Below are 19,387 nucleotides of genomic sequence, written 5' to 3' on the forward strand. Positions count from 1 at the left end.
GCGCTTTCCCGGCGCCTTCGCAAACGGTACCGAATGCTCAGACTCTATCATCACGCCTTCTGTCCGGCTTCGCGCAGCGTCCGCATCGCACTCGGCGAATACGGGCTCAGTGCCGAGTTCATCGAGGAGCGCACCTGGGAGCGCCGCCGGGAGTTCCTCATCGTCAATCCCGCCGGCACCCTGCCGGTTCTGATGGACGGGGAGGGCACCGCGATCTGCGGTCCGCGTCCGGTGCTCGAATATCTCGACGAGACGCGCGGCGCCGAACTCGGCGGCCGGCGGCTGATGCCGGAGACGCCGCGCGAGCGCGCCGAGGTGCGCCGGCTGCTCGACTGGTTCGACATCCGCTTCCACCAGGACGTCTCCGCCTACCTTCTCACCGAACGCATCTACAAACGCTTCATGACCGTCGAGCAGGGCGGCGGGGCGCCGGATTCGGCGGCGATCCGTGCGGGGCGCGCCAACATACGCTATCATCTGCACTATATCGGCTGGCTGGCCGGGCGACGGAACTGGCTCGCCGGCGAGGACCTGTCCTTCGTCGACCTGACGGCGGCGGCGCACCTGTCCTGCATCGACTATCTGGGCGAGGTGCCGTGGGACGAATTCGAGCTGGCGAAGGCCTGGTACGCCCGGGTGAAGTCGCGCCCGTCCTTCCGGCCGCTACTGATGGACCAGCTTGCCGGAGTCGCGCCTTCGCGCACCTATGTCGACCTCGACTTCTGAGAACATCGCCGACGCGGACCCGAAAGGGTGGCTGACCGGGCGCGCGCGCGCCGAAGGTTTCGAGATCGCCCGGGTGACGACGCCGGAAGCGGCACCGGACAAGGGCGAAAATCTGTCGCGGTACCTCGCAGACGGCTTCCACGCGACGATGGACTGGATGGCGACGACCGCCGAGCGCCGCCGCCATCCCCGGGCGCTGTGGCCCGACGTCCGCTCGATTCTGGTCCTCGGCCTCAACTACGGGCCGGATCACGACCCGCTCGCCGACCTGAAACACCGCGATCGCGGCATGATCTCCGTCTACGCCCGCGGCGACGACTACCACGACGTGGTCAAGAAGAAGCTGAAATCGATCGCCCGCGACTTCGCCGCGCGAACCGGCGCCGAGGTGAAGGTGTTCGTCGACACTGCCCCGGTAATGGAAAAGCCGCTCGCCGAGGCGGCCGGCGTCGGATGGCAGGGCAAGCACACCAACCTTGTCTCCCGGGACCTCGGCTCGTGGCTGTTTCTCGGAGCGATCTTCACCACCGCCGGGCTGGCGGCCGACGAGCCGGAGACGGACCATTGCGGCTCCTGTCGCGCCTGTCTCGACATCTGTCCGACCGATGCCTTCCCGGCTCCGTACCGGCTCGACGCGCGCCGCTGCATCTCCTATCTGACGATCGAACATGCCGGCCCGATCCCGCGAGATCTGAGGCCGATGATCGGCAACCGGATCTACGGCTGCGACGACTGCCTGGCGGTCTGTCCGTGGAACAAGTTCGCCCGCGCCGGCCGGGACGCCAAGCTCGCCGCGCGCACCGAACTGGATCTGCCGGCGCTGGCGAAGCTGGCGGAGCTGGACGATACGGCTTTCCGGGCGCTGTTCAGCAAGTCGCCGGTCAAGCGGATCAAGCGCGACCGCTTCGTCCGCAACGTGCTGATCGCCATCGGCAACAGCGGCGAACCGGCCCTGGCGGACGCGGCGCGGGCGCGGCTCGACGACGGTTCGCCGCTCGTCCGCGGGGCCGCGGTCTGGGCCCTGTCGCGACTGCTGTCGGGTCGGCACCTGACCAGGCTGGCCGCTGCGCGGCCGGAGCACGAGGCCGATCCGCAGGTGCGGGAAGAGTGGCGCGCCGCGCTGTCGGAGGCCGCGGCTTGACCCGCAGTGCAAAATCCCGTTGGGAAGGCGATCCATGAGCAAGCTCTTCATCTTCGGCCTCGGATTCTCGGCCTTGACGCTGTCGCGCCGGCTGATGGCACAGGGCTGGCAGGTCGCCGGCACGGTGCGGACGCCGGAGAAGGCCGCGGCGCTGCGCGCCGAGGGCGTCGGCGCCGTCGTGTTCGACGGCCGCGAGGCCGGGCGCGACGTCCCCGCCGCGCTGGCGGGCGCCGACCACGTGGCGGTCTCGATTCCGCCGGGCGAGGCGGGCGACCCCGTCCTGCTGCACCACCGCGCCGACCTCGCCGAATGGACCGGCGCGATCCGCTGGCTCGGCTATCTGTCGACGCTCGGCGTCTACGGCGACCACGGCGGCGACTGGATCGACGAGGAGACGGTGCCCGACCCGGTGAGCCCGCGCAATGCCCGCCGGGTGGCCGCCGAGCACGACTGGCGGCGGTTCGGCGAGGAGACCGGCATCCCGGTGATGATCTTCCGCATCGCCGGGATATACGGCCCCGGCCGCAACGCGCTCGCCAAGGTCGCCAGCGGCGAGGCGCGCCGCCTGGTCAAGCCCGGCCAGGTCTTCAACCGCATCCACGTCGCCGACATCGCCGGCGTCCTCGAAGCGTCGATGCGGCGCCCGCGGGCCGGCGGCGTCTACAATGTCTGCGACGACGAGCCGGCGCCGCCGCAGGACGTCATCGCCTATGCCGCGGAGCTGCTGGGCGTCGAGCCGCCGCCGGAGGTGCCGTTCGACGAGGCCGAGCTGTCGCCGATGGCGCGGACCTTCTATTCGGCCAATCGCCGCGCCCGCAACGACCGGATCAGACAGGAACTCGGCGTGAGGCTGGAGTACCCGGACTACCGGCGCGGCCTGAACGCGCTGTTTGCGGCAGGCGAGGGACGGTAGAGTCCGCCGGGGCCGCGTTGCGGCGGATGGAACTGCAGCGAAATCCGGCACGATTGGCGCACCACGGACAGGGCTCCCCGGATTACGCTGCCGCTCCATCCGGGCTACGGACCGGCGGGAGGGGCACGGGTGATTGCCCCGCCGCCGCGACCGGCTCGGGTTGCTTCCTCTGCGGTGCGGCGATCGCCGCGTGTCAAAGAGCCACTCCGGGGACCGTCTGCCCCCCTCTGATGGTCCAGGCGAATGCCTGGGGGCGCGGGCGCTCGAAGGAGTGCCTTGCTAGTGGTTTAGTGGTGGCGCTCTTCCGAGCGCCCGCCGCGGCGGTTTAGGCCAAGTCCGGATCGCGCTCCGGCGGGGGCGAACGGCTCGCGCCGTCAAGAGCCCCCGGGGTGCGCTGCCAGGAGGCTCTGCCTCCTGCGCCACGGTCCCCGTGGACCTCCCTCGGACGGCCGGACGGAATCCCGCCTCAAGGCCCGCTTGGGCGGCCCGTCGTATTGCGGACGGGCGATCCGGGAGCCTCCCCGATGGTTCCGCCGACACGGACCCATGGAGGCGCCGCTCCCTCCCGCGTGGTCCGTGTCGGATCCGGACACGCCCCCGCATGGGAGGGATACAATGAGCATACGCGCGTTCTGGAGAGTGTGAATAAAATTGTCGGCGGGAATCTGTAAGGGACTGGCAGGCCTACGGAAATCGACAGTCCGCGCCAACCTCGACTGCGTCCCCGGTCGTCATGGCCGGTCCTGTCCCGGCCATCCACGTCTTCTCCGCGGCGGCCGCCGTCCGTGGATGCCCGGCACAAGGCCGGGCATGACGGCCGAGGTGGATCGCATGGGATTGGCCATATCGCAGCCTGCGCCACGGGCCTATCCGCAGCCAGCGGCGGGGTTGCGACTGTTCTGGGCCTCCGACCCAGAGCACGTAGCCCGGATGAAGCGGCAGCGTAATCCGGGGGCTGCGCCGGAGGCACTATCGGGTAGGGGACGACCGCGCCGCCGTTCCCGGATTTGGCTTGCACTCCATCCGGGCCACTGACTGGCCGTGTCCATGCCGCCGGTCCGTCCCGATGGGCGCTGACGCGCCCCCATGCGGCGGCTGCGCCGGATGTTGCGCTGGATTCCCGCTTTTCGCGGGAATGACCAGGAGTCGGGGTGATGCGCGGTGTGAAACATACGCGCGGGGGCGGGGCCGGGCCGCTGCCGGGGATCACAAGACCCGCCGGAGTGCGCGGAGACTGTGCTCCGACGCGCCGCCGTGCAGGCCTACATCCCCGGCAGGGTCATGCCGGGGGGAAGCTGCAGGCCGCCGGTCAGGTCCTTCATCTTTTCGGCCATCGCCGCCTCGGCCTTGCGGCGGGCGTCGCCGTGCGCTGCGACGATCAGGTCCTCGAGGATCTCGGCTTCTTCCGGCTTGATCAGGCTCGGGTCGAGCTTGAGGCCGCGCATGTCGCCCTTGGCCGACAGGGTGACCGCGACGAGGCCGCCGCCGGAGGTGCCCTCCACCTCGATCTGGTCCAGTTCGGCCTGGAGGTCCGCCATGCGGGACTGCATCTCCTTGGCCTGCTTCATCATCTTCATGAAGTCCATCGCGGATTCCTCTTGTCCTGATCGGTTATCCTGCCCGGCGCTTTCCGGGAGCCGCGCACCGTCACGCGCGGCGGGCTAAAGGTCTTCGTCCTCGTCGGTCACGTCGTCGGGCGAAGGCTCGATGCCGAAGGCCGGAGCCGCCGGTGCGGGCGGCAGCGCGGCCTCCTCGGCGACCGCGGTGGTGCGCACGTCGACGATCTCGGCGCCGGGAAAGGCGCCGAGCACCGCCGCCACGGTCGCATCGCGTCGCATGTCCTCGATGCGCGCGGACCGCTCCGCCTGCTCCTTCTCGCGAAGAGTGGGCGCCCCGTCGTCGCGGGAGACCGCGACCACCCAGCGCCGGTCCGTCCACTCGCTGAGCTTGCGCGACAGGTCGTGGACGAGATTGGCGGGGGCATGCTCGGTCAGCGCCAGCTCGATGCGGCCGGGTTCGAAGCGGACGATGCGCACGAACCGTTCCAGCGCCACCTGCAGGTTGATGTCGCGCTTCTCCTCGGCCAGGGCGACGACGGCCTCGAAGCTGCGCGGGTCGGGCTTCGGCGCCTCCGGCTGCCGGTCGGCTTCGGGAGCGGTGCCGGAGAGCGGCTGCGACCGCGCTGCGCTGGCGCTGCCGGCGTGCCCTGCGGCAGCGGTCGGGACGAAGGCGGGGGGCGCCTCGCGGCGTTGTGCGGAGGCCGGGGAGGCTGCACCGGCGAACCCGCTTCCGGCGCCGGCGGGTGCGTTGCGGACGACGGGTGGCGCCGCGGCGGTCGCGCCAGCGGGGGCGCCCTCGTCGAGCTTGCGGATGACGTCTTCCGGGCTGGGCAGGGTGGCGGCATAGGCGAGCCGCACCAGCACCATCTCGGCTGCCGCGAGCGGCCGCGGCGAGGTCTCGACCTCTGCGATGCCCTTCAGCAGGATCTGCCAGGCGCGGCTGAGCTCTGACACCGGGACCTTGCCGGCGAATTCCCGGCCGCGCTCGCGTTCGGCCTCGGAAAGAGAGGCGTCGTCGGCGGAGTCCGGGACGATGCGCAGCCGGGTCACCAGATGGACGAAGCCGGCGAGGTCGGTCAGCACCAGCTCGGGGGCGGCGCCTTCGGCGTATTGCGCGCCGAGTTCCTCGAGCGCGGCGGCGGCGTTTCCCGACATCACCTTCTCGAACAGGTCGACGACGCGGGCCCGGTCGGCAACGCCGAGCATGGCCCGGACCTCGCCGGTCATCACCTTGCCGCCGCCGTGTGCGATCGCCTGATCCAGCAGCGACAGGGAATCGCGTACCGAGCCCTCGCTGGCACGGGCGACCAGGCGCAGGGCCTCGTCCTCGACGTCGACGGATTCGGCCCGGGCGATACCGGCCAGGTGCCTGACCAGCAGGTCGGCGTCGACACGCCTCAGGTCGAAGCGCTGGCAGCGCGACAGAACGGTGATCGGAACCTTGCGTATCTCGGTGGTGGCGAAGATGAACTTCACATGCTCGGGCGGCTCCTCCAGCGTCTTCAGCAGCCCGTTGAAGGCCGCCTTGGAGAGCATGTGCACCTCGTCGATGATGTAGATCTTGTAGCGCGCCTCGGCCGGGCGGTAGCGCACCGCCTCGATGATCTCGCGGATGTCGTCGATGCCGGTATGCGAGGCGGCGTCCATCTCGATCACGTCGACATGGCGCGATTCCAGGATCGACCGGCAGTGGCGGCCCTCTTCCGGCATGTCCAGGGTCGGCCCGGCCGCCTTTGCCTCGGGACCACCGTCCATCGGCTCGTAGTTCAGCGCCCGGGCGAGGATGCGCGCCGTCGTGGTCTTGCCGACCCCGCGCACGCCGGTCAGCATGTAGGCCTGGGCGATGCGGCCGGTGGCGAAGGCGTTCGACAGGGTGCGGACCATCGGCTCCTGGCCGATCAGGTCGTCGAAGCTGGAGGGACGGTACTTGCGGGCGAGCACGCGGTACCCGGCGGCGCGCTCCGCCCCCGAAGGGCCCCGGGAGGGGCCAGGGGCCGGGCCGGGCGAATCGTCCGGGCTGCGCTGGTCCATCGGATGTCCCTGCTCGCGCCGGAGCGCTGCGCCCGGCGGCGCCGGCCCTCTCCGGGGCCGGTGTTCGATCGGATTAGGCGGGAGGCTGGACGACAACCCGAACCAGAACTCGTTGGGGCTGCTTCCTTCCGGACCTGACCCGGTTGGCGAGCGGCTCGTCCGCCGCCAACCTCCCTGAGGCGACTATATCAGACTTACCCGCGCCCGGCGCAACCCCGCGACGGTCGTCCCGGCGATTGTCCAGAGGAAACGCTCCGCCGCATGCCGGTGGGGCATGCCGGTGGGGCATGCCGGAGCGCCGGCCCTGTCCGCGCCTGCCGTTGCGCTGTATCATCGCCGCAAAGACAATGCGCAACGGGACGCGACGGATGACCGCCAGGTTCAAACTGAATTCCAGCCTCGCGGCGGACACCGCGTTCGTCGCGGCGCTGGACCTCTGCGAGGTTCGGCTGATGAACGATGCCAACTACCCCTGGCTCGTCCTGGTGCCGCGGCTCGCCGATGCGATCGAGATCGCCGACCTGGAAGCCGACGTCCGCCACCTGCTGATCGACGAGGTGGCGCGGGCCGGCGACGTGCTGCGCGACGTGACGGACGCCGAGAAGCTCAACGTCGCGGCCCTCGGCAACCATGTCGCCCAGTTGCACGTGCACGTGATCGCGCGCTTCCGCGAGGATGCGGCCTGGCCCGAACCGGTCTGGGGTGCGGTGCCGCGCCTGGCCTACCGGTCGGAAGACCGCATGGAACTCATCGACAGGTTGGCCGACAAGCTGGCCGAGGGGTCCGGCTGACCGGCCCCGGTTGCCGCCGTCCGCTCACTGTGCGACGGTCCGCCGCAGACATTTCGGGGCCAGCATCAGGAAATCCAATGAACGAGCGAAGCCGCCGCACCGGCTACAGCCTGAGCCTGCTCGACCGCGCGGCCGAGCGGCGAGTCGATGCCGAGTGGCTCGATGCCGTGCGCGCCGAGGCGCGCTATCTGCTGTTTGCCGGCGACCGGCCGCTGTTCCGCGTCGGCGCCGATGGCGGCAGCGATCCCGTCTTCGAGGCGAGCGCCGCCGACCGGATGCAGGCCGACTACGACCGCGCGATCTTCCTCGGGCTGGATGGCGACACGGCGATGTTCGCCGCCCCCGTCACCTACGCGACGGCGGAGGAGCAGCCCGGAGAATCGTTCATGGGCGACCCCGCGCTGAAGGCGATCGACGTGCGCTCGATCGCAGTCCAGGGCATCGTCACGCCGGCCATGCTGGGGCCCATCGCGCAGGCCAAGAGCATGCTCGACTGGCACGCGCGGCACGGCTTCTGCGCGCGCTGCGGCGCCGCGACGTTAATGGCGGAAGCAGGCTATCGGCGCGACTGCGCCGGTTGCGGGGCGCACCACTTTCCGCGCACCGATCCCGTCGTCATCATGCTGGTGATCTCCGGCGACGACGTGCTGCTCGCCCGCAGCCCCCGCTTCCTGCCCAACATGTTCTCGGCGCTGGCCGGCTTCGTCGAGCCCGGCGAGACGATCGAGGACGCGGTCCGCCGCGAGGTCAAGGAGGAGGCCGGCATCCCGGCCCTGCGCATCGGCTACCATTCGAGCCAGCCCTGGCCGTTCCCCGCCTCGCTGATGATCGGCTGCTTCGCCGAGGCCGGCGGCCGCGAACTGGTGCTCGATCCGACCGAACTGGAGGCGGGCCGCTGGTTCTCGCGCGGCGAGGTCGTGCAGATCCTCGCCGGCGAGCACCCCGACGGCGTCGCCGCGCCGCCGCAGATGGCGATCGCCCACCAGCTGCTCAGGAGCTTCGTCGAGGGCGAGGCGATCCTGTAGGACGGGGAGACCGGCGTAGCGGCCCGATTCCCTCCGGACATTCGCTATGCGCCCGGTCGCAGCGCCTGCGCCTCTTGCGATCCCGGACAGCCGCGTTGCGGCTTCCGGGATGACGTGGGAGAAATACTCCGACTCTGGACGAAGGACCGGGGCGCAGCCGTGGCGGGCTATGTGTACATCGTTACCAACCAGCGGTACGGGACGCTGTATGTGGGCGTGACGAACGACATAGCCCGGCGCGCCCACGAGCACCGCCACGGAATGGTCGGCGAATTTTCTCGAAGGTACCGGACGGCGCGGCTGGTCTGGTACGAAGTCCATTCAACGATGCCGTTGGCAATCGAACGCGAAAAGCGCCTGAAGCGTTGGAAGCGCCGTTGGAAGTTCGACCTGATCGAGGCGATGAATCCGGATTGGAACGATCTCTTCGACGAACTGAATCGCTAGTTTGGGAAGAGCCCTCGATTCAACGTCATCCCGGCCGCAGAGCCGGGATCGCCAAAGGGTTGCAGCATCTGCGCTTGTGGCGATCCCGGATAGCCGCGTTGCGGCTTCCGGGATGACGTAGGGTGGGAAACGTTCGACCGGATGCTCGCTCCACGAAGGGGGCGCGTCGCCACGTGCCGGTTGTCGGTTTCCACTCCACTTCTTCCCACGTCATCCCGGCCGCGGAGCCGGGATCGCCAAGGGTTGCAGCATCTGCGCTTGTGGCGATCCCGGACAGCCGCGTTGCGGCTTCCGGGATGACGTGAGCGGGGGACCCTACTTGCCGTCCGCCCGCGGCTCCTTGATGCGCTCGCGGAAGGGGCTGGCGCGGTAGACGCCGAGGATACGGAACTCGCGGGTGAAGAAGTCGAGCTCCTCGAAGGCGAGCTTCAGGTTCGGGTCGTCGGGATGGCCCTCGACGTCGGCAAAGAACTGGGTGGCGAAGAACTCGCCCTCGAGCTGGTAGGATTCCAGCTTGGTCATGTTGACGCCGTTGGTGGCGAAGCCGCCCATCGCCTTGTAGAGCGCCGCCGGGACGTTGCGCACCCGGAACAGGAACGTGGTGATGACGGGCCCGATACCGCGCGCAGCCCAGGCCTTTTCCTTCGACAGGACGACAAATCGGGTCGTGTTGTGGTCCTCGTCCTCGATTTCGGAGGCGAGCACCTCGAGGCCGTAGATCTCGGCGGCGAGCCGCGAGGCGATGGCCGCCTTTGTCGGGTCGCCAGCTTCCGACACCATTCGCGCAGCGCCTGCGGTGTCGGCATGCACCTCCGCCGTCAGCCCGAACCTGCGGATCGCCTTGCGGCACTGGCCGAGCGCCATGACGTGGCTGTGGACGGTGCGGACGCTCTCGAGGGTGGCGCCAGGTACGGCGACCAGCGAATGATGGATCGGCAGGAAGTACTCGCCGATGATGTGCAGGTCCGACGTCGGCATCAGGTGGTGGATGTCGGCGACGCGGCCGGCCACCGAGTTCTCGATCGGGATCATGCCAAGCGCGGCGCTGCCGTCGGCGATCGCCTGGAAGGCGTCCTCGAAGGTGGCGCAGGCGACAGCCTCGTAGTCCGGGTAGACGTCGCTGCAGGCCATGTGGGAATTGGCGCCGGGCTCGCCCTGGAACACGATCCGGCGCGGCCGTGTCGTCATCATGTCGTCGATCCTGTACGGGGAACGCCGCTAGCCGCCGAACCGGCGGCGGGCCTGCTCAAGGTCGGCGGGAGTATCGACACCGACCGGAACCGTGTCAACGAGGCCGATGTCGATGCGCATGCCGGCCTCGAGCGCGCGAAGCTGTTCCAGACGTTCGCGTTTTTCCAGCGGCGAGGGGGGCAGCTTAACGAAGCGGGTCAGGGCGCTGCGCCGCCAAGCGTAAAGGCCGATGTGATGATAGACGGGTCCCTCGCCCCAGGGGGCGGTGGCGCGGGTGAAGTAAAGCGCCCGCAGCCGGTTGGGGGCGACAGGGCTGCCGACGGCCTTCACGACGTTCGGGTCGTCGCGCTCGCCTGCCTCGACGATCTCGGCGGCAAGCGTCGCGATGTCGACGTCCTCGTCGGAGAGCAGGTCGTGGGCGAGGCGGATCGCCGCAGGGTCGAGATCCGGCAGGTCGCCCTGCACGTTGACGGCGACGTCGACCTTGCCCTGCGGGTCGATGGTCCGCAGCGCCTCGTCGATGCGGTCCGACCCCGAGGGGTGATCCGGGCGGGTCATGACGGCCTCGCCGCCTGCTGCGGCGATGGCCTGCGCGATGCCGGCGCTGTCGGTCGCCACGATCACCGGTCCGACATCGGCCTCGCGGGCGCGCTCGTAGACCCTGACGATCATCGGCTTGCCGGCGATGTCGGCCAATGGCTTGCCCGGCAGCCTCGTCGAGGCCATGCGGGCGGGAATGAGCACGAGCGCCGTCATCGAAAGCCTCTCCAGAACCGGCCAAGTCCGGGGTGCGTCCTTTATACGTGTTGCCTTTTCCGGGCAATTGCGAGTATCAGTTCCGCACCTTTCCGAACGGTGCGGACTGGCTGATCGGGCGGCGCCGTTCATTGACAATCGACCTGGAGTACGGAGCGCATGGACAGCTTCGAATTCAACAAGTTCGCGGGCGCGATACTGTTCACCCTCCTGGTGACGCTGGGCGTCGGGATCCTCGCCGAGGAACTCTTCACCCCGCACGAGCCCGAACAGCCCGGCTACGAGGTTGCCGTGGCCGAGGAAGGCGCGCCCGGGGAGGCGGAGGCCGAGAGCGAGGAGGTCGTCGACCTGCCCACGCTTCTCGCGTCGGCCGACATCACGGCCGGCGAAGCGGTCACCAAGAAGTGCCAGGCGTGCCATACCTTCGAAGAGGGCGGAGCGAACAAGGTCGGTCCGCATCTTTGGGATGTCGTCGGCCGGACGATCGCCTCGGTGCCGGATTTCGCCTATTCGGACGCCATGAAGGAGCACGTCAATGCCGAAGGCTCCGACTGGACCTACGAAAACCTGAGCCACTTCCTGGCCAATCCGAAACAGTTCATGCCCGGCACGAAGATGGCTTTCGCCGGCCTGCGCAAGCCGGAGGAGCGGGCAAACCTCTTGGCCTATCTCCAGACCCTGTCGAGCGATCCGCAGCCATTCCCGACCGCCGAGGTCGTGCCGCCCGAGCAAGAGGGCGGCGAGGCGAACGACGGCGGCGATGCGAACGCAGAGCCGCAGCAGACCAACTGATCGTGCTGCCGGCCGGAAATGGCCCGAGCGCCAGCCGTGAAGTCTGGACCAACAACGCCCGCCGCGGTACCGCTGGCGGGCGTTTTTGCATCCGCGCGCCAAACTTTGACCGAATTAAATTTACGTCATGAACGGTGCGCAGGGCCGGAAACGGTCTAGATTAGCCGGAACGAGCGAACCAGAGAGGGGCAAGAGAGCGATGCGGATTCCGATCCGGCGGATAGCCATGGCCGTTGCCGTGGCGGTGGCTGCGGCGCCGTTCGCAGCGACCGTGGAGGCCCAGGATCAGACCGGGAACCAGATCCGGAGCGAGCCGGAGGCCGACGGTGGCAACTGGCGACACGGCGCGTCCCTGTTCGGGGATCTGAAGTACCCCGCCGGTTTCACCCATTTCGACTACGCAAACCCCGACGCGCCTAAGGGCGGCACCTTCCGCCAGTCGGCGATCGGCACCTTCGACACCCTCAACCCCTTCAACATCAAGGGCGCGCCGGCCGCCGGGTCCGGGCTGGTCTACGAATCGCTGATGACGAACTCGCTCGACGAGCCGAGTTCGGAATACGGCCTCATCGCCGAATCGATGAAGTACCCGGACGACTTTTCCTCGGTGACCTTCCGGCTGCGGCCCGAGGCGCGCTGGCACGACGGCGAGCCGATCACCGTCGAGGACGTGATCTGGAGCCTGGAGACGCTGAAGAAGAGCCATCCCCAGTACAACTACTACTACCACAACGTGGTGAGCGCGGAGAAGACCGGCGAGCGTGAGGTCACGTTCACCTTCGACCAGTCGGGCAACCGCGAGCTTCCGCAGATCACCGGCCAGCTCTTCGTACTGCCCAAGCACTACTGGGAAGGCGAGGACGCGAACGGCAATCCGCGCGATTTCAGCGGCTCTACACTGGAGCCGCCGCTGGCGTCCGGGCCGTACCGGATCAAGAGCGTGCAGCCCGGACGGTCGATCTCCTACGAGCGCGTCCCGGACTACTGGGGCGCGGACCTGCCGGTCAACGTCGGGCAGAACAACTTCGACGAGATCCGTTACGAGTATTATCGCGACATGACGATCGCGCTGGAAGCGTTCAAGGCGGACCAGTTCGACCTGCGCGCGGAAAACAGCGCCAAGCGCTGGGCAACCGGCTACGACTTCCCCGCCGTGCAGCGCGGCGACGTGGTGCTGCAGGAGTTCCTGACCAAGAATGCGGAGCCCATGCAGGGGTTCATCTTCAACCTGCGCCGGCAGAAATTCCAGGATCCGCGGGTCCGGCAGGCGTTCAACTACGCGTTCGACTTCGAATGGCTGAACGCGAACATCTTCTACGGCCAGTACAAGCGTACCGGCAGCTTCTTCGAGAATTCGGAACTTGCGGCGAAAGGCCTTCCCGAGGGCAAGGAACTGGAGTTCCTGGAGAAGGTGCGCGACGAGGTCCCCCCGGAGGTGTTCACGACCGAATTCGAGAACCCGGTCGGCGGCGACACGCGCGCGGCGCGCACCAACCTGCGCGAGGCGGCGGGACTGCTCAAGGACGCCGGCTGGGAAGTGAGGAACGGCGTCCTGGTCAACGGCCAGACCGGCGAACCCTTCACGGTCGAGTTCCTGAACGATCAGCCCGATTCCGAGAGGATCCTGTCACCCTACATCCAGAGCCTGCAGCGGCTCGGCATAAAGGCCACGATCCGAACGGTGGATACCTCGCAGTATCAGAACCGGATGGACAATTTCGACTTCGACATGACGACCGACATGTTCGCCCAGTCGTTGTCGCCGGGCAATGAACAGCGCGACTACTGGGGCTCGGCGGCGGCCGACGCTCCGGCCAGCCGCAACACGATCGGAATCAAGAACCCCGCCGTCGACAAGCTGATCGACGAGATCATCTATGCCGAGGATCGCGAGACGCTGGTCGCGGCAACGCGAGCCCTCGATCGGGTGCTTCTGTGGAACCACTATCTGGTGCCGCAATTCTACACCCCGGTCATCAGAACGGCGCGGTGGGACAGGTTCGGGCTTCCCGAGGTGCTGCCCGACTACGGGCTCTCGACTTCGACATGGTGGTGGGACGCGGAAAAGGCGGCCGCCATCAAGAATGGTTCCTAGGGCCGCCATGTCGTCGTTCCGACCCAGCCGGCGCGATCTCCTGGCCGGTACGGCCGCGATCGCCGGCGCCGCCTGCCTGCCGGGACTGCCGGCCCGGGCCTCCGAGCGCCTGCACGGTCTCTCCGTGTTCGGCGACCTCAAGTATCCGGCGGATTTCGCGGCGTTCGACTACGTCAATCCGGCCGCGCCGAAGGGCGGCAGGCTGGCGCGGGTGCCGTCGAGCTGGGCGTTCAACCAGAATCCGCAGACCTTCAATTCGCTGAACACGCTGATCCTGAAGGGCGACGCGCCGGTCGGCCTCACGATCATCTACGATAGCCTGATGGTGCGCGCGCTCGACGAGCCGGACGCGATCTACGGCCTGGTCGCCGAAGCCGTCGATGTATCGGATGACCGCAACACCTATCGATTCTTCCTGCGCCCCGAGGCGCGCTGGCACGACGGGACCGCGCTGACCGCACAGGACGTCGAGTTCTCGCTCAACATCCTGAAGGACAAGGGCCACCCGCTGATCAGCCAGACGATCCGCGAGATGGTGTCCGCGACCGCGCAGGGATCGCACGAGGTTGAGGTCGTGTTCTCGGGGAAGCAGGCGCGCGATCTCGCCCAGACCGTAGCGACGCTGCCGATCGTCTCGACGGCCTACTACGAGGCGCGGCCGTTCGACGAATCGACCATGGACATGCCGCTGGGCTCGGGGCCGTACCGCGTCGGCGGCCTCGATATCGGCAAATACATCGACTACGAGCGCGTCGACGACTACTGGGGCAAGGACCTGCCGGTCAACCGCGGCCAGTTCAACTTCGATACGATCCGCTACGAGTTCTACCGGGACCGCGACGTCTCCTTCGAGGCCTTCAAGGCCGGGCGCTACCTGTTCCGGGAGGAGTTCACCGCGCGCGTCTGGGCGACAGGCTACAATTTCCCTGCCGTCACGGATGGACGCGTCGTTCGCGAGACGCTCCCCGACGATACGCCGTCCGGCGCGCAGGGCTGGTTCATCAATACCCGGCTGAAGAAGTTCGCCGATCCGCGCGTGCGCGAGGCGCTGACCTACGCCTTCGACTTCGAGTGGACCAACCGGACGCTGTTCTACGACCACTACAAGCGGACGCACAGCTACTTCCAGAACTCCGACATGATGGCCGAAGGTCTGCCGGACGAGGCCGAACTCGAGTTGCTCGAGCCGTGGCGCGGAAAGGTTCCCGACGAGGTGTTTGGCGAGCCGTTCTCGCCGCCGGTGTCCGACGGATCGGGCCAGGACCGGAAGCTCCTGCGCCATGCCGCCGATCTCCTGAGCGCAGCCGGCTGGGAGATCGTCGACGGGGTCCGCAAGAACGCCGAGGGCGAGACGCTGAGCGTCGAGTTCCTCGACAACGAGCCGACCTTCGACCGGGTCGTGCAGCCCTACATCCGAAATCTGAAGCGGGTCGGAATCGACGCCCGCGCGCGCACGGTCGACGCCTCGCAGTTCCAGAGCCGGCTGAACGAGTTCGACTTCGATCTGATCGTGCGCCGCTATTCGATGTCGCCGACGCCGGGCGAGGGCATCAAGCAGTTCTGGACGAGCCCGTCCGCCGACGTGCCGGGATCGAACAACCTCTCCGGCATCCGGAACCCGGCGATCGATGCGCTCACCGACCTCGTGATCAACGCCGCGACGCGCGACCAGCAGATCACCGCGGCGCGCGCGCTGGACCGGGTCCTGCGTGCCGGCCGCTACTGGGTGCCGCACTGGTACAAGGGCACCCACGACGTCGCATTCTGGGACGTCTACGACAAGCCGGCCGAAAAGCCGCGCTACGCGCTTGGCGTCGTCGAGACCTGGTGGCTCGACGCGGACAAGGCGGAAAAGCTCGGCAAGGGCGCATAGCGCGATGGCCGCGTATATCCTCAGGCGCCTGCTGCTGATGATCCCAACCATTCTCGGGATCATGCTGGTGTCGTTCGTGATCGTGCAGTTCGCGCCGGGCGGGCCGATCGAACGGGTCATCGCCCAGTTGCAGGGCACCGACGTGTCCGCCACGGCGCGCATCGGCGGGGGAAGCGGCGGCGAGACCGGCGGCGGCGCCCAGACCGGCGGCACCGATTCCGTCCAGTCGAAGTACCGCGGCGCGCAGGGCCTCGATCCTGAGTTCATCAAGGAACTGGAGCGCCAGTACGGCTTCGACAAGCCGGCGCACGAACGCTTCCTGAAGATGATCTCCAGCTACATCCGCTTCGATTTCGGCGAGAGCTATTTTCGCGATATCGCGGTGATCGACCTGATCGTGGAGAAGATGCCCGTGTCGATCTCGCTCGGGCTGTGGATGATGCTGATCTCCTACCTGATCTCGATCCCGCTCGGGATCGCCAAGGCGGTGCGCGACGGCTCGCGATTCGACACCTGGACGTCGGCGATCGTGATCGTCGGTTACGCCATCCCGGGCTTCCTGTTCGCCGTGCTGCTTATCGTGCTGTTCGCCGGCGGCAGCTTCCTCGACTGGTTTCCTCTGCGCGGCCTCGTCTCGGACAACTGGGAGAGCCTGCCCTGGTACCAGAAGATCACCGACTACTTCTGGCACCTGACGCTGCCGATCATCTCGATGGCGCTGGGCGCCTTCGCGACGACGACGCTCCTGACCAAGAATTCGTTTCTCGACGAGATCCGCAAGCAGTACGTGATGACGGCGCGGATGAAGGGCCTGACCGAGCGTCAGGTGCTCTACGGGCACGTCTTCCGCAACGCCATGCTGATCATCATCGCGGGCTTTCCCGGCGCCTTCATCTCCGCGTTCTTCGCAGGCTCGCTCCTGATCGAGACGATCTTTTCGCTGGACGGCCTCGGGCTGCTGTCGTTCGAATCGATCGTCAACCGCGACTATCCCGTCGTCTTCGCCACGCTCTACATCTTCTCGCTGATGGGCCTGATCGTCGGGCTGATCTCCGACCTGACCTACACCTGGGTCGACCCGCGCATCGACTTCGAATCGCGGGAGGTCTAGGTGGAAGCCCGCGTCAATCCGGAATCCCTGCCACGCGACCGCGAGGTCTCGGTCGCCGATGCGCCGCCGGCCCGCGGCCGTTTCGCCCTGTCGCCGATCAACCAGCGCCGCCTGAGCAACTTCAAGTCGCACAAGCGGGGCTACTGGTCGTTCTGGATCTTCCTGATCCTGTTCGGCCTCAGCCTGTTCGCCGAGTTCCTGGCCAACGACAAGCCGATCCTGGTGGAGTACGAGGGCGCCTATTACGCGCCGATCTTCGCGTTCTATCCGGAGACGGAGTTCGGCGGCGATTTCGAGACCGAGGCCGACTACCGCGACCCGTTCGTCCAGGACCTGATCAACGACTCCGGCGGCTGGATCCTGTGGCCGCCGATCCGCTACAGCTACCGCACGGTCGACAACGAGATCCCGGTCCCAGCACCGGCGCCGCCGTTCTGGCTGATGAGCCTGGAGGAGCGCTGCCAGGGCTATCCGGACGGCGTCAACGACGTGAACTGCACGATCGGCAACTGGCACTGGCTCGGCACCGACGACCAGGCCCGCGACGTCGTCGCCCGCCTGATCTACGGCTTCCGCATCTCGGTGCTGTTCGGCCTGATCCTCACCATCGTCTCCTCCGTCGTCGGCGTTGCCGCCGGCGCGGTGCAGGGCTATTTCGGCGGCTGGACCGACCTGATCTTCCAGCGCGTGCTCGAGATCTGGACGTCCATTCCCTCGCTCTACCTGCTGATCATCATCGCCGCGGTGATCGAGCCGAACTTCTGGATCCTGCTGGGGATCCTGCTCCTGTTCTCGTGGGTGGCGCTCGTCGGCGTGGTGCGCGCGGAATTCCTGCGCGGCCGCAATTTCGAATACATCGCGGCGGCCCGCGCGCTCGGCGTGCGAAACGTCACGATCATGTTCCGGCATCTTCTGCCGAACGCGATGGTGGCGACGCTGACCTTCATGCCGTTCATCCTGAACGGCTCGATCACGACGCTGACCTCGCTCGATTTCCTCGGCTTCGGCCTGCCGCCCGGCTCGCCGTCGCTCGGCGAACTGCTGGCCCAGGGCAAGTCCAACCTGCAGGCCCCCTGGCTCGGCCTCACCGGCTTCTTCACCATCGCCATCATGCTGAGCCTGCTGATCTTCGTCGGCGAGGCCGTCCGCGACGCCTTCGATCCGCGAAAGACGTTCAGGTGAGGCGCGCTACATGACCCCGCAACCCCTCCTCTCCATCCGCGATCTCCGGGTCGACTTCCGCCAGGCCGGAGGTGTCACGCATGCCGTGCGCGGCGTGTCGTTCGACATCGCCAAGGGCGAGACGCTGGCGCTGGTCGGGGAGTCCGGGTCGGGCAAGTCGGTGACCGCCCTGTCCATCCTGAAGCTGCTTCCGTATCCGCCGGCCGAGCATCCCTCGGGGGAGATACTCTTCAGGGGCGAGAACCTGCTCGACGAGGACGACCGCGACCTGCGGCGGGTGCGCGGCAACGACATCACCATGGTGTTCCAGGAGCCGATGTCGTCGCTCAATCCGCTGCATACTGTGGAGCGGCAGATCGGGGAGATCCTCGAGATCCATCGCGGCATGTCGGGATCGGCGGCCCGCAAGCGCGTCATAGAACTGCTGGACCGGGTCGGCATCCGCGACCCCGAAACCCGGCTCGGCAGCTATCCGCACCAGCTTTCGGGCGGCCAGCGCCAGCGCGTCATGATCGCCATGGCGCTGGCCAACGAGCCGGACCTGCTGATCGCGGACGAGCCGACGACGGCGCTCGACGTCACCGTCCAGGCGCAGATCCTGAAGCTGCTGAAGGAGCTGCAGGAACAGCATGGCATGGCGATCCTGCTGATCACCCATGACCTCGGCATCGTCCGCAAGGTCGCCGACCGGGTCTGCGTGATGACCAACGGGGAGATCGTCGAGGCAGGCGTCACTAAGGACGTCTACGAGAACCCCCAGCACGAGTATACGAGGCACCTTCTCGCCGCCGAGCCGAAGGGCGATCCGCCTGCCGCCGATCCGACCGCGCCGGTGGTCATGGAGGCCGACGACCTGAAGGTCTGGTTTCCGATCAAGCGCGGCTTCTTCCGCCGCACCGTCGGTCACATCAAGGCCGTCGACGGGGTCGACGTGACCGTTCGCGAAGGCCAGACGCTCGGGGTGGTCGGCGAATCCGGCTCGGGCAAGACGACGCTCGGGCTGGCGTTGCTGCGGATGATCTCCAGCAACGGCCGGATCGTCTATCTCGGCCAGGAGATCGACACCTTCTCGTTCGGCAAGATGCGCACCATGCGCGACGACATCCAGATCGTCTTCCAGGATCCCTACGGCTCGCTCAGCCCGCGCATGTCGATCGCCGACATCGTAGGCGAGGGACTGAAGGTGCACCAGACCGGCCTCTCATACGAGGAGCGCCGGGCGCGCGTCGCCAACGCCCTCACGGAGGTCGGCATCGATCCCGCCACCATGGACCGCTACCCGCACGAGTTCTCCGGCGGCCAGCGCCAGCGCGTCGCGATCGCGCGCGCCATGGTGCTGGAACCGAAGTTCGTCATGCTCGACGAGCCGACCAGCGCGCTGGACATGAGCGTCCAGGCGCAGATCGTCGACCTGCTGCGCGACCTGCAGAAGCGCCACGGCCTGGCCTATCTCTTCATCAGCCACGACCTCAAGGTCGTCCGGGCGCTGGCCAATGATGTCATCGTCCTTCGGGCCGGCAAGGTGGTCGAACACGGCCCGGCGCAGAAGATCTTCGAGCGCCCGGAGACGGACTACACCAAGGCGCTGATGGCGGCCGCATTCGAGATCGAGGCCGCTCCCGACGGCGTGGTGGCGCAGTAGGCGCCAGGCAATGACCATACGAGGCAGATGGCACGCATGAGCATCCTCCTTGCCATCCAGGGCTGGGACAGCGCGGACTGGGCGGAGCGCTTCGCAAGGCTCGCGGCCGGCC

16 protein-coding genes and 1 other RNA gene are annotated in these 19,387 nt (G+C 67.8%); 12 read left to right on the forward strand and 5 right to left on the reverse strand.

All coding sequences use genetic code 11. From position 1 onward, the window contains the following. Window positions 1-33: 33 nt before the first annotated feature. Genes V3328_RS05175 through V3328_RS05185 form a run of 3 tightly spaced genes read left to right on the forward strand, consistent with a single transcriptional unit; the run spans window position 34 to window position 2,780 of the window. Complete coding sequence (locus tag V3328_RS05175; protein WP_340328551.1) at window positions 34-726, forward strand: glutathione S-transferase family protein; 693 nt, start codon at window positions 34-36, stop codon at window positions 724-726. Then, window positions 707-1,867: a tRNA epoxyqueuosine(34) reductase QueG gene (gene queG / locus V3328_RS05180; RefSeq protein WP_340328552.1), complete on the forward strand. Its 1,161-nt coding sequence runs from the start codon at window positions 707-709 to the stop codon at window positions 1,865-1,867. The genes V3328_RS05175 and queG overlap by 20 nt, the downstream gene beginning before the upstream one ends. Window positions 1,868-1,901: 34 nt before the next feature. Continuing rightward, a complete protein-coding gene (locus V3328_RS05185) occupies window positions 1,902-2,780 on the forward strand; it encodes an SDR family oxidoreductase (RefSeq protein ID WP_340328553.1) in 879 nt (292 codons plus the stop codon). A 1,262-nt stretch (window positions 2,781-4,042) separates the two neighbouring features. Here the strand turns inward: V3328_RS05185 and V3328_RS05190 are convergent. The 3 genes from V3328_RS05190 to ffs form a co-directional block, all read right to left on the reverse strand. Continuing rightward, window positions 4,043-4,366 carry a YbaB/EbfC family nucleoid-associated protein gene (locus V3328_RS05190; protein WP_340328554.1) on the reverse strand — a complete coding sequence of 108 codons (324 nt, stop codon included), beginning with the start codon at window positions 4,364-4,366 and terminating at the stop codon, window positions 4,043-4,045. Between the two features lie 75 nt (window positions 4,367-4,441). Beyond that, window positions 4,442-6,370: a DNA polymerase III subunit gamma/tau gene (locus V3328_RS05195; RefSeq protein WP_340328555.1), complete on the reverse strand. Its 1,929-nt coding sequence runs from the start codon at window positions 6,368-6,370 to the stop codon at window positions 4,442-4,444. A 76-nt stretch (window positions 6,371-6,446) separates the two neighbouring features. After that, an RNA gene (gene ffs / locus V3328_RS05200) (signal recognition particle sRNA small type) lies at window positions 6,447-6,545 on the reverse strand. Window positions 6,546-6,738: 193 nt separating this feature from the next. Here ffs and V3328_RS05205 point away from each other — a divergent pair. From V3328_RS05205 to V3328_RS05215, 3 genes are all read left to right on the forward strand, one after another. Continuing rightward, window positions 6,739-7,161: an HIT domain-containing protein gene (locus tag V3328_RS05205; protein ID WP_340328556.1), complete on the forward strand. Its 423-nt coding sequence runs from the start codon at window positions 6,739-6,741 to the stop codon at window positions 7,159-7,161. A 77-nt stretch (window positions 7,162-7,238) separates the two neighbouring features. Beyond that, window positions 7,239-8,186: an NAD(+) diphosphatase gene (nudC, locus tag V3328_RS05210; RefSeq protein WP_340328557.1), complete on the forward strand. Its 948-nt coding sequence runs from the start codon at window positions 7,239-7,241 to the stop codon at window positions 8,184-8,186. A gap of 159 nt (window positions 8,187-8,345) precedes the next feature. Then, the gene (locus V3328_RS05215; RefSeq protein WP_340328558.1) at window positions 8,346-8,633 is read left to right on the forward strand and encodes a GIY-YIG nuclease family protein; all 288 of its coding nucleotides are present in this window, start codon (window positions 8,346-8,348) and stop codon (window positions 8,631-8,633) included. A 315-nt stretch (window positions 8,634-8,948) separates the two neighbouring features. On the opposite strand, the gene V3328_RS05220 is transcribed toward V3328_RS05215, so the two are convergent. Beyond that, complete coding sequence (locus V3328_RS05220; RefSeq protein ID WP_340328881.1) at window positions 8,949-9,821, reverse strand: prephenate dehydratase; 873 nt, start codon at window positions 9,819-9,821, stop codon at window positions 8,949-8,951. 30 nt (window positions 9,822-9,851) lie between these two features. After that, entirely contained in the window at window positions 9,852-10,580 is a 729-nt protein-coding gene (locus V3328_RS05225) for a 3-deoxy-manno-octulosonate cytidylyltransferase (RefSeq protein ID WP_340328559.1), read from the reverse strand. Between the two features lie 159 nt (window positions 10,581-10,739). Between V3328_RS05225 and V3328_RS05230 the strand changes: the two genes are divergently transcribed. From V3328_RS05230 to V3328_RS05255, 6 genes are all read left to right on the forward strand, one after another. Beyond that, window positions 10,740-11,372 (forward strand): c-type cytochrome, encoded by a 633-nt coding sequence (locus tag V3328_RS05230; RefSeq protein WP_340328560.1) that lies wholly within the window; start codon window positions 10,740-10,742, stop codon window positions 11,370-11,372. Window positions 11,373-11,598: 226 nt separating this feature from the next. Beyond that, complete coding sequence (locus tag V3328_RS05235; RefSeq protein ID WP_340328561.1) at window positions 11,599-13,467, forward strand: extracellular solute-binding protein; 1,869 nt, start codon at window positions 11,599-11,601, stop codon at window positions 13,465-13,467. Between the two features lie 7 nt (window positions 13,468-13,474). Then, on the forward strand, window positions 13,475-15,340 hold the full coding sequence (locus V3328_RS05240; RefSeq protein ID WP_340328562.1) for an extracellular solute-binding protein: 1,866 nt from the start codon (window positions 13,475-13,477) through the stop codon (window positions 15,338-15,340). A gap of 4 nt (window positions 15,341-15,344) precedes the next feature. Then, the gene (locus V3328_RS05245) at window positions 15,345-16,451 is read left to right on the forward strand and encodes a microcin C ABC transporter permease YejB (RefSeq protein ID WP_340328563.1); all 1,107 of its coding nucleotides are present in this window, start codon (window positions 15,345-15,347) and stop codon (window positions 16,449-16,451) included. A gap of 27 nt (window positions 16,452-16,478) precedes the next feature. Continuing rightward, window positions 16,479-17,633, forward strand: coding sequence for an ABC transporter permease (locus V3328_RS05250; protein ID WP_340328882.1), 1,155 nt, complete (start codon window positions 16,479-16,481; stop codon window positions 17,631-17,633). A 10-nt stretch (window positions 17,634-17,643) separates the two neighbouring features. Next, on the forward strand, window positions 17,644-19,275 hold the full coding sequence (locus V3328_RS05255; protein ID WP_340328564.1) for an ABC transporter ATP-binding protein: 1,632 nt from the start codon (window positions 17,644-17,646) through the stop codon (window positions 19,273-19,275). The last annotated feature ends 112 nt before the right edge of the window (window positions 19,276-19,387 follow it).

This window comes from Microbaculum marinum (genome assembly GCF_037855135.1).
Lineage (GTDB): Bacteria > Pseudomonadota > Alphaproteobacteria > Rhizobiales > Tepidamorphaceae > Microbaculum > Microbaculum marinum.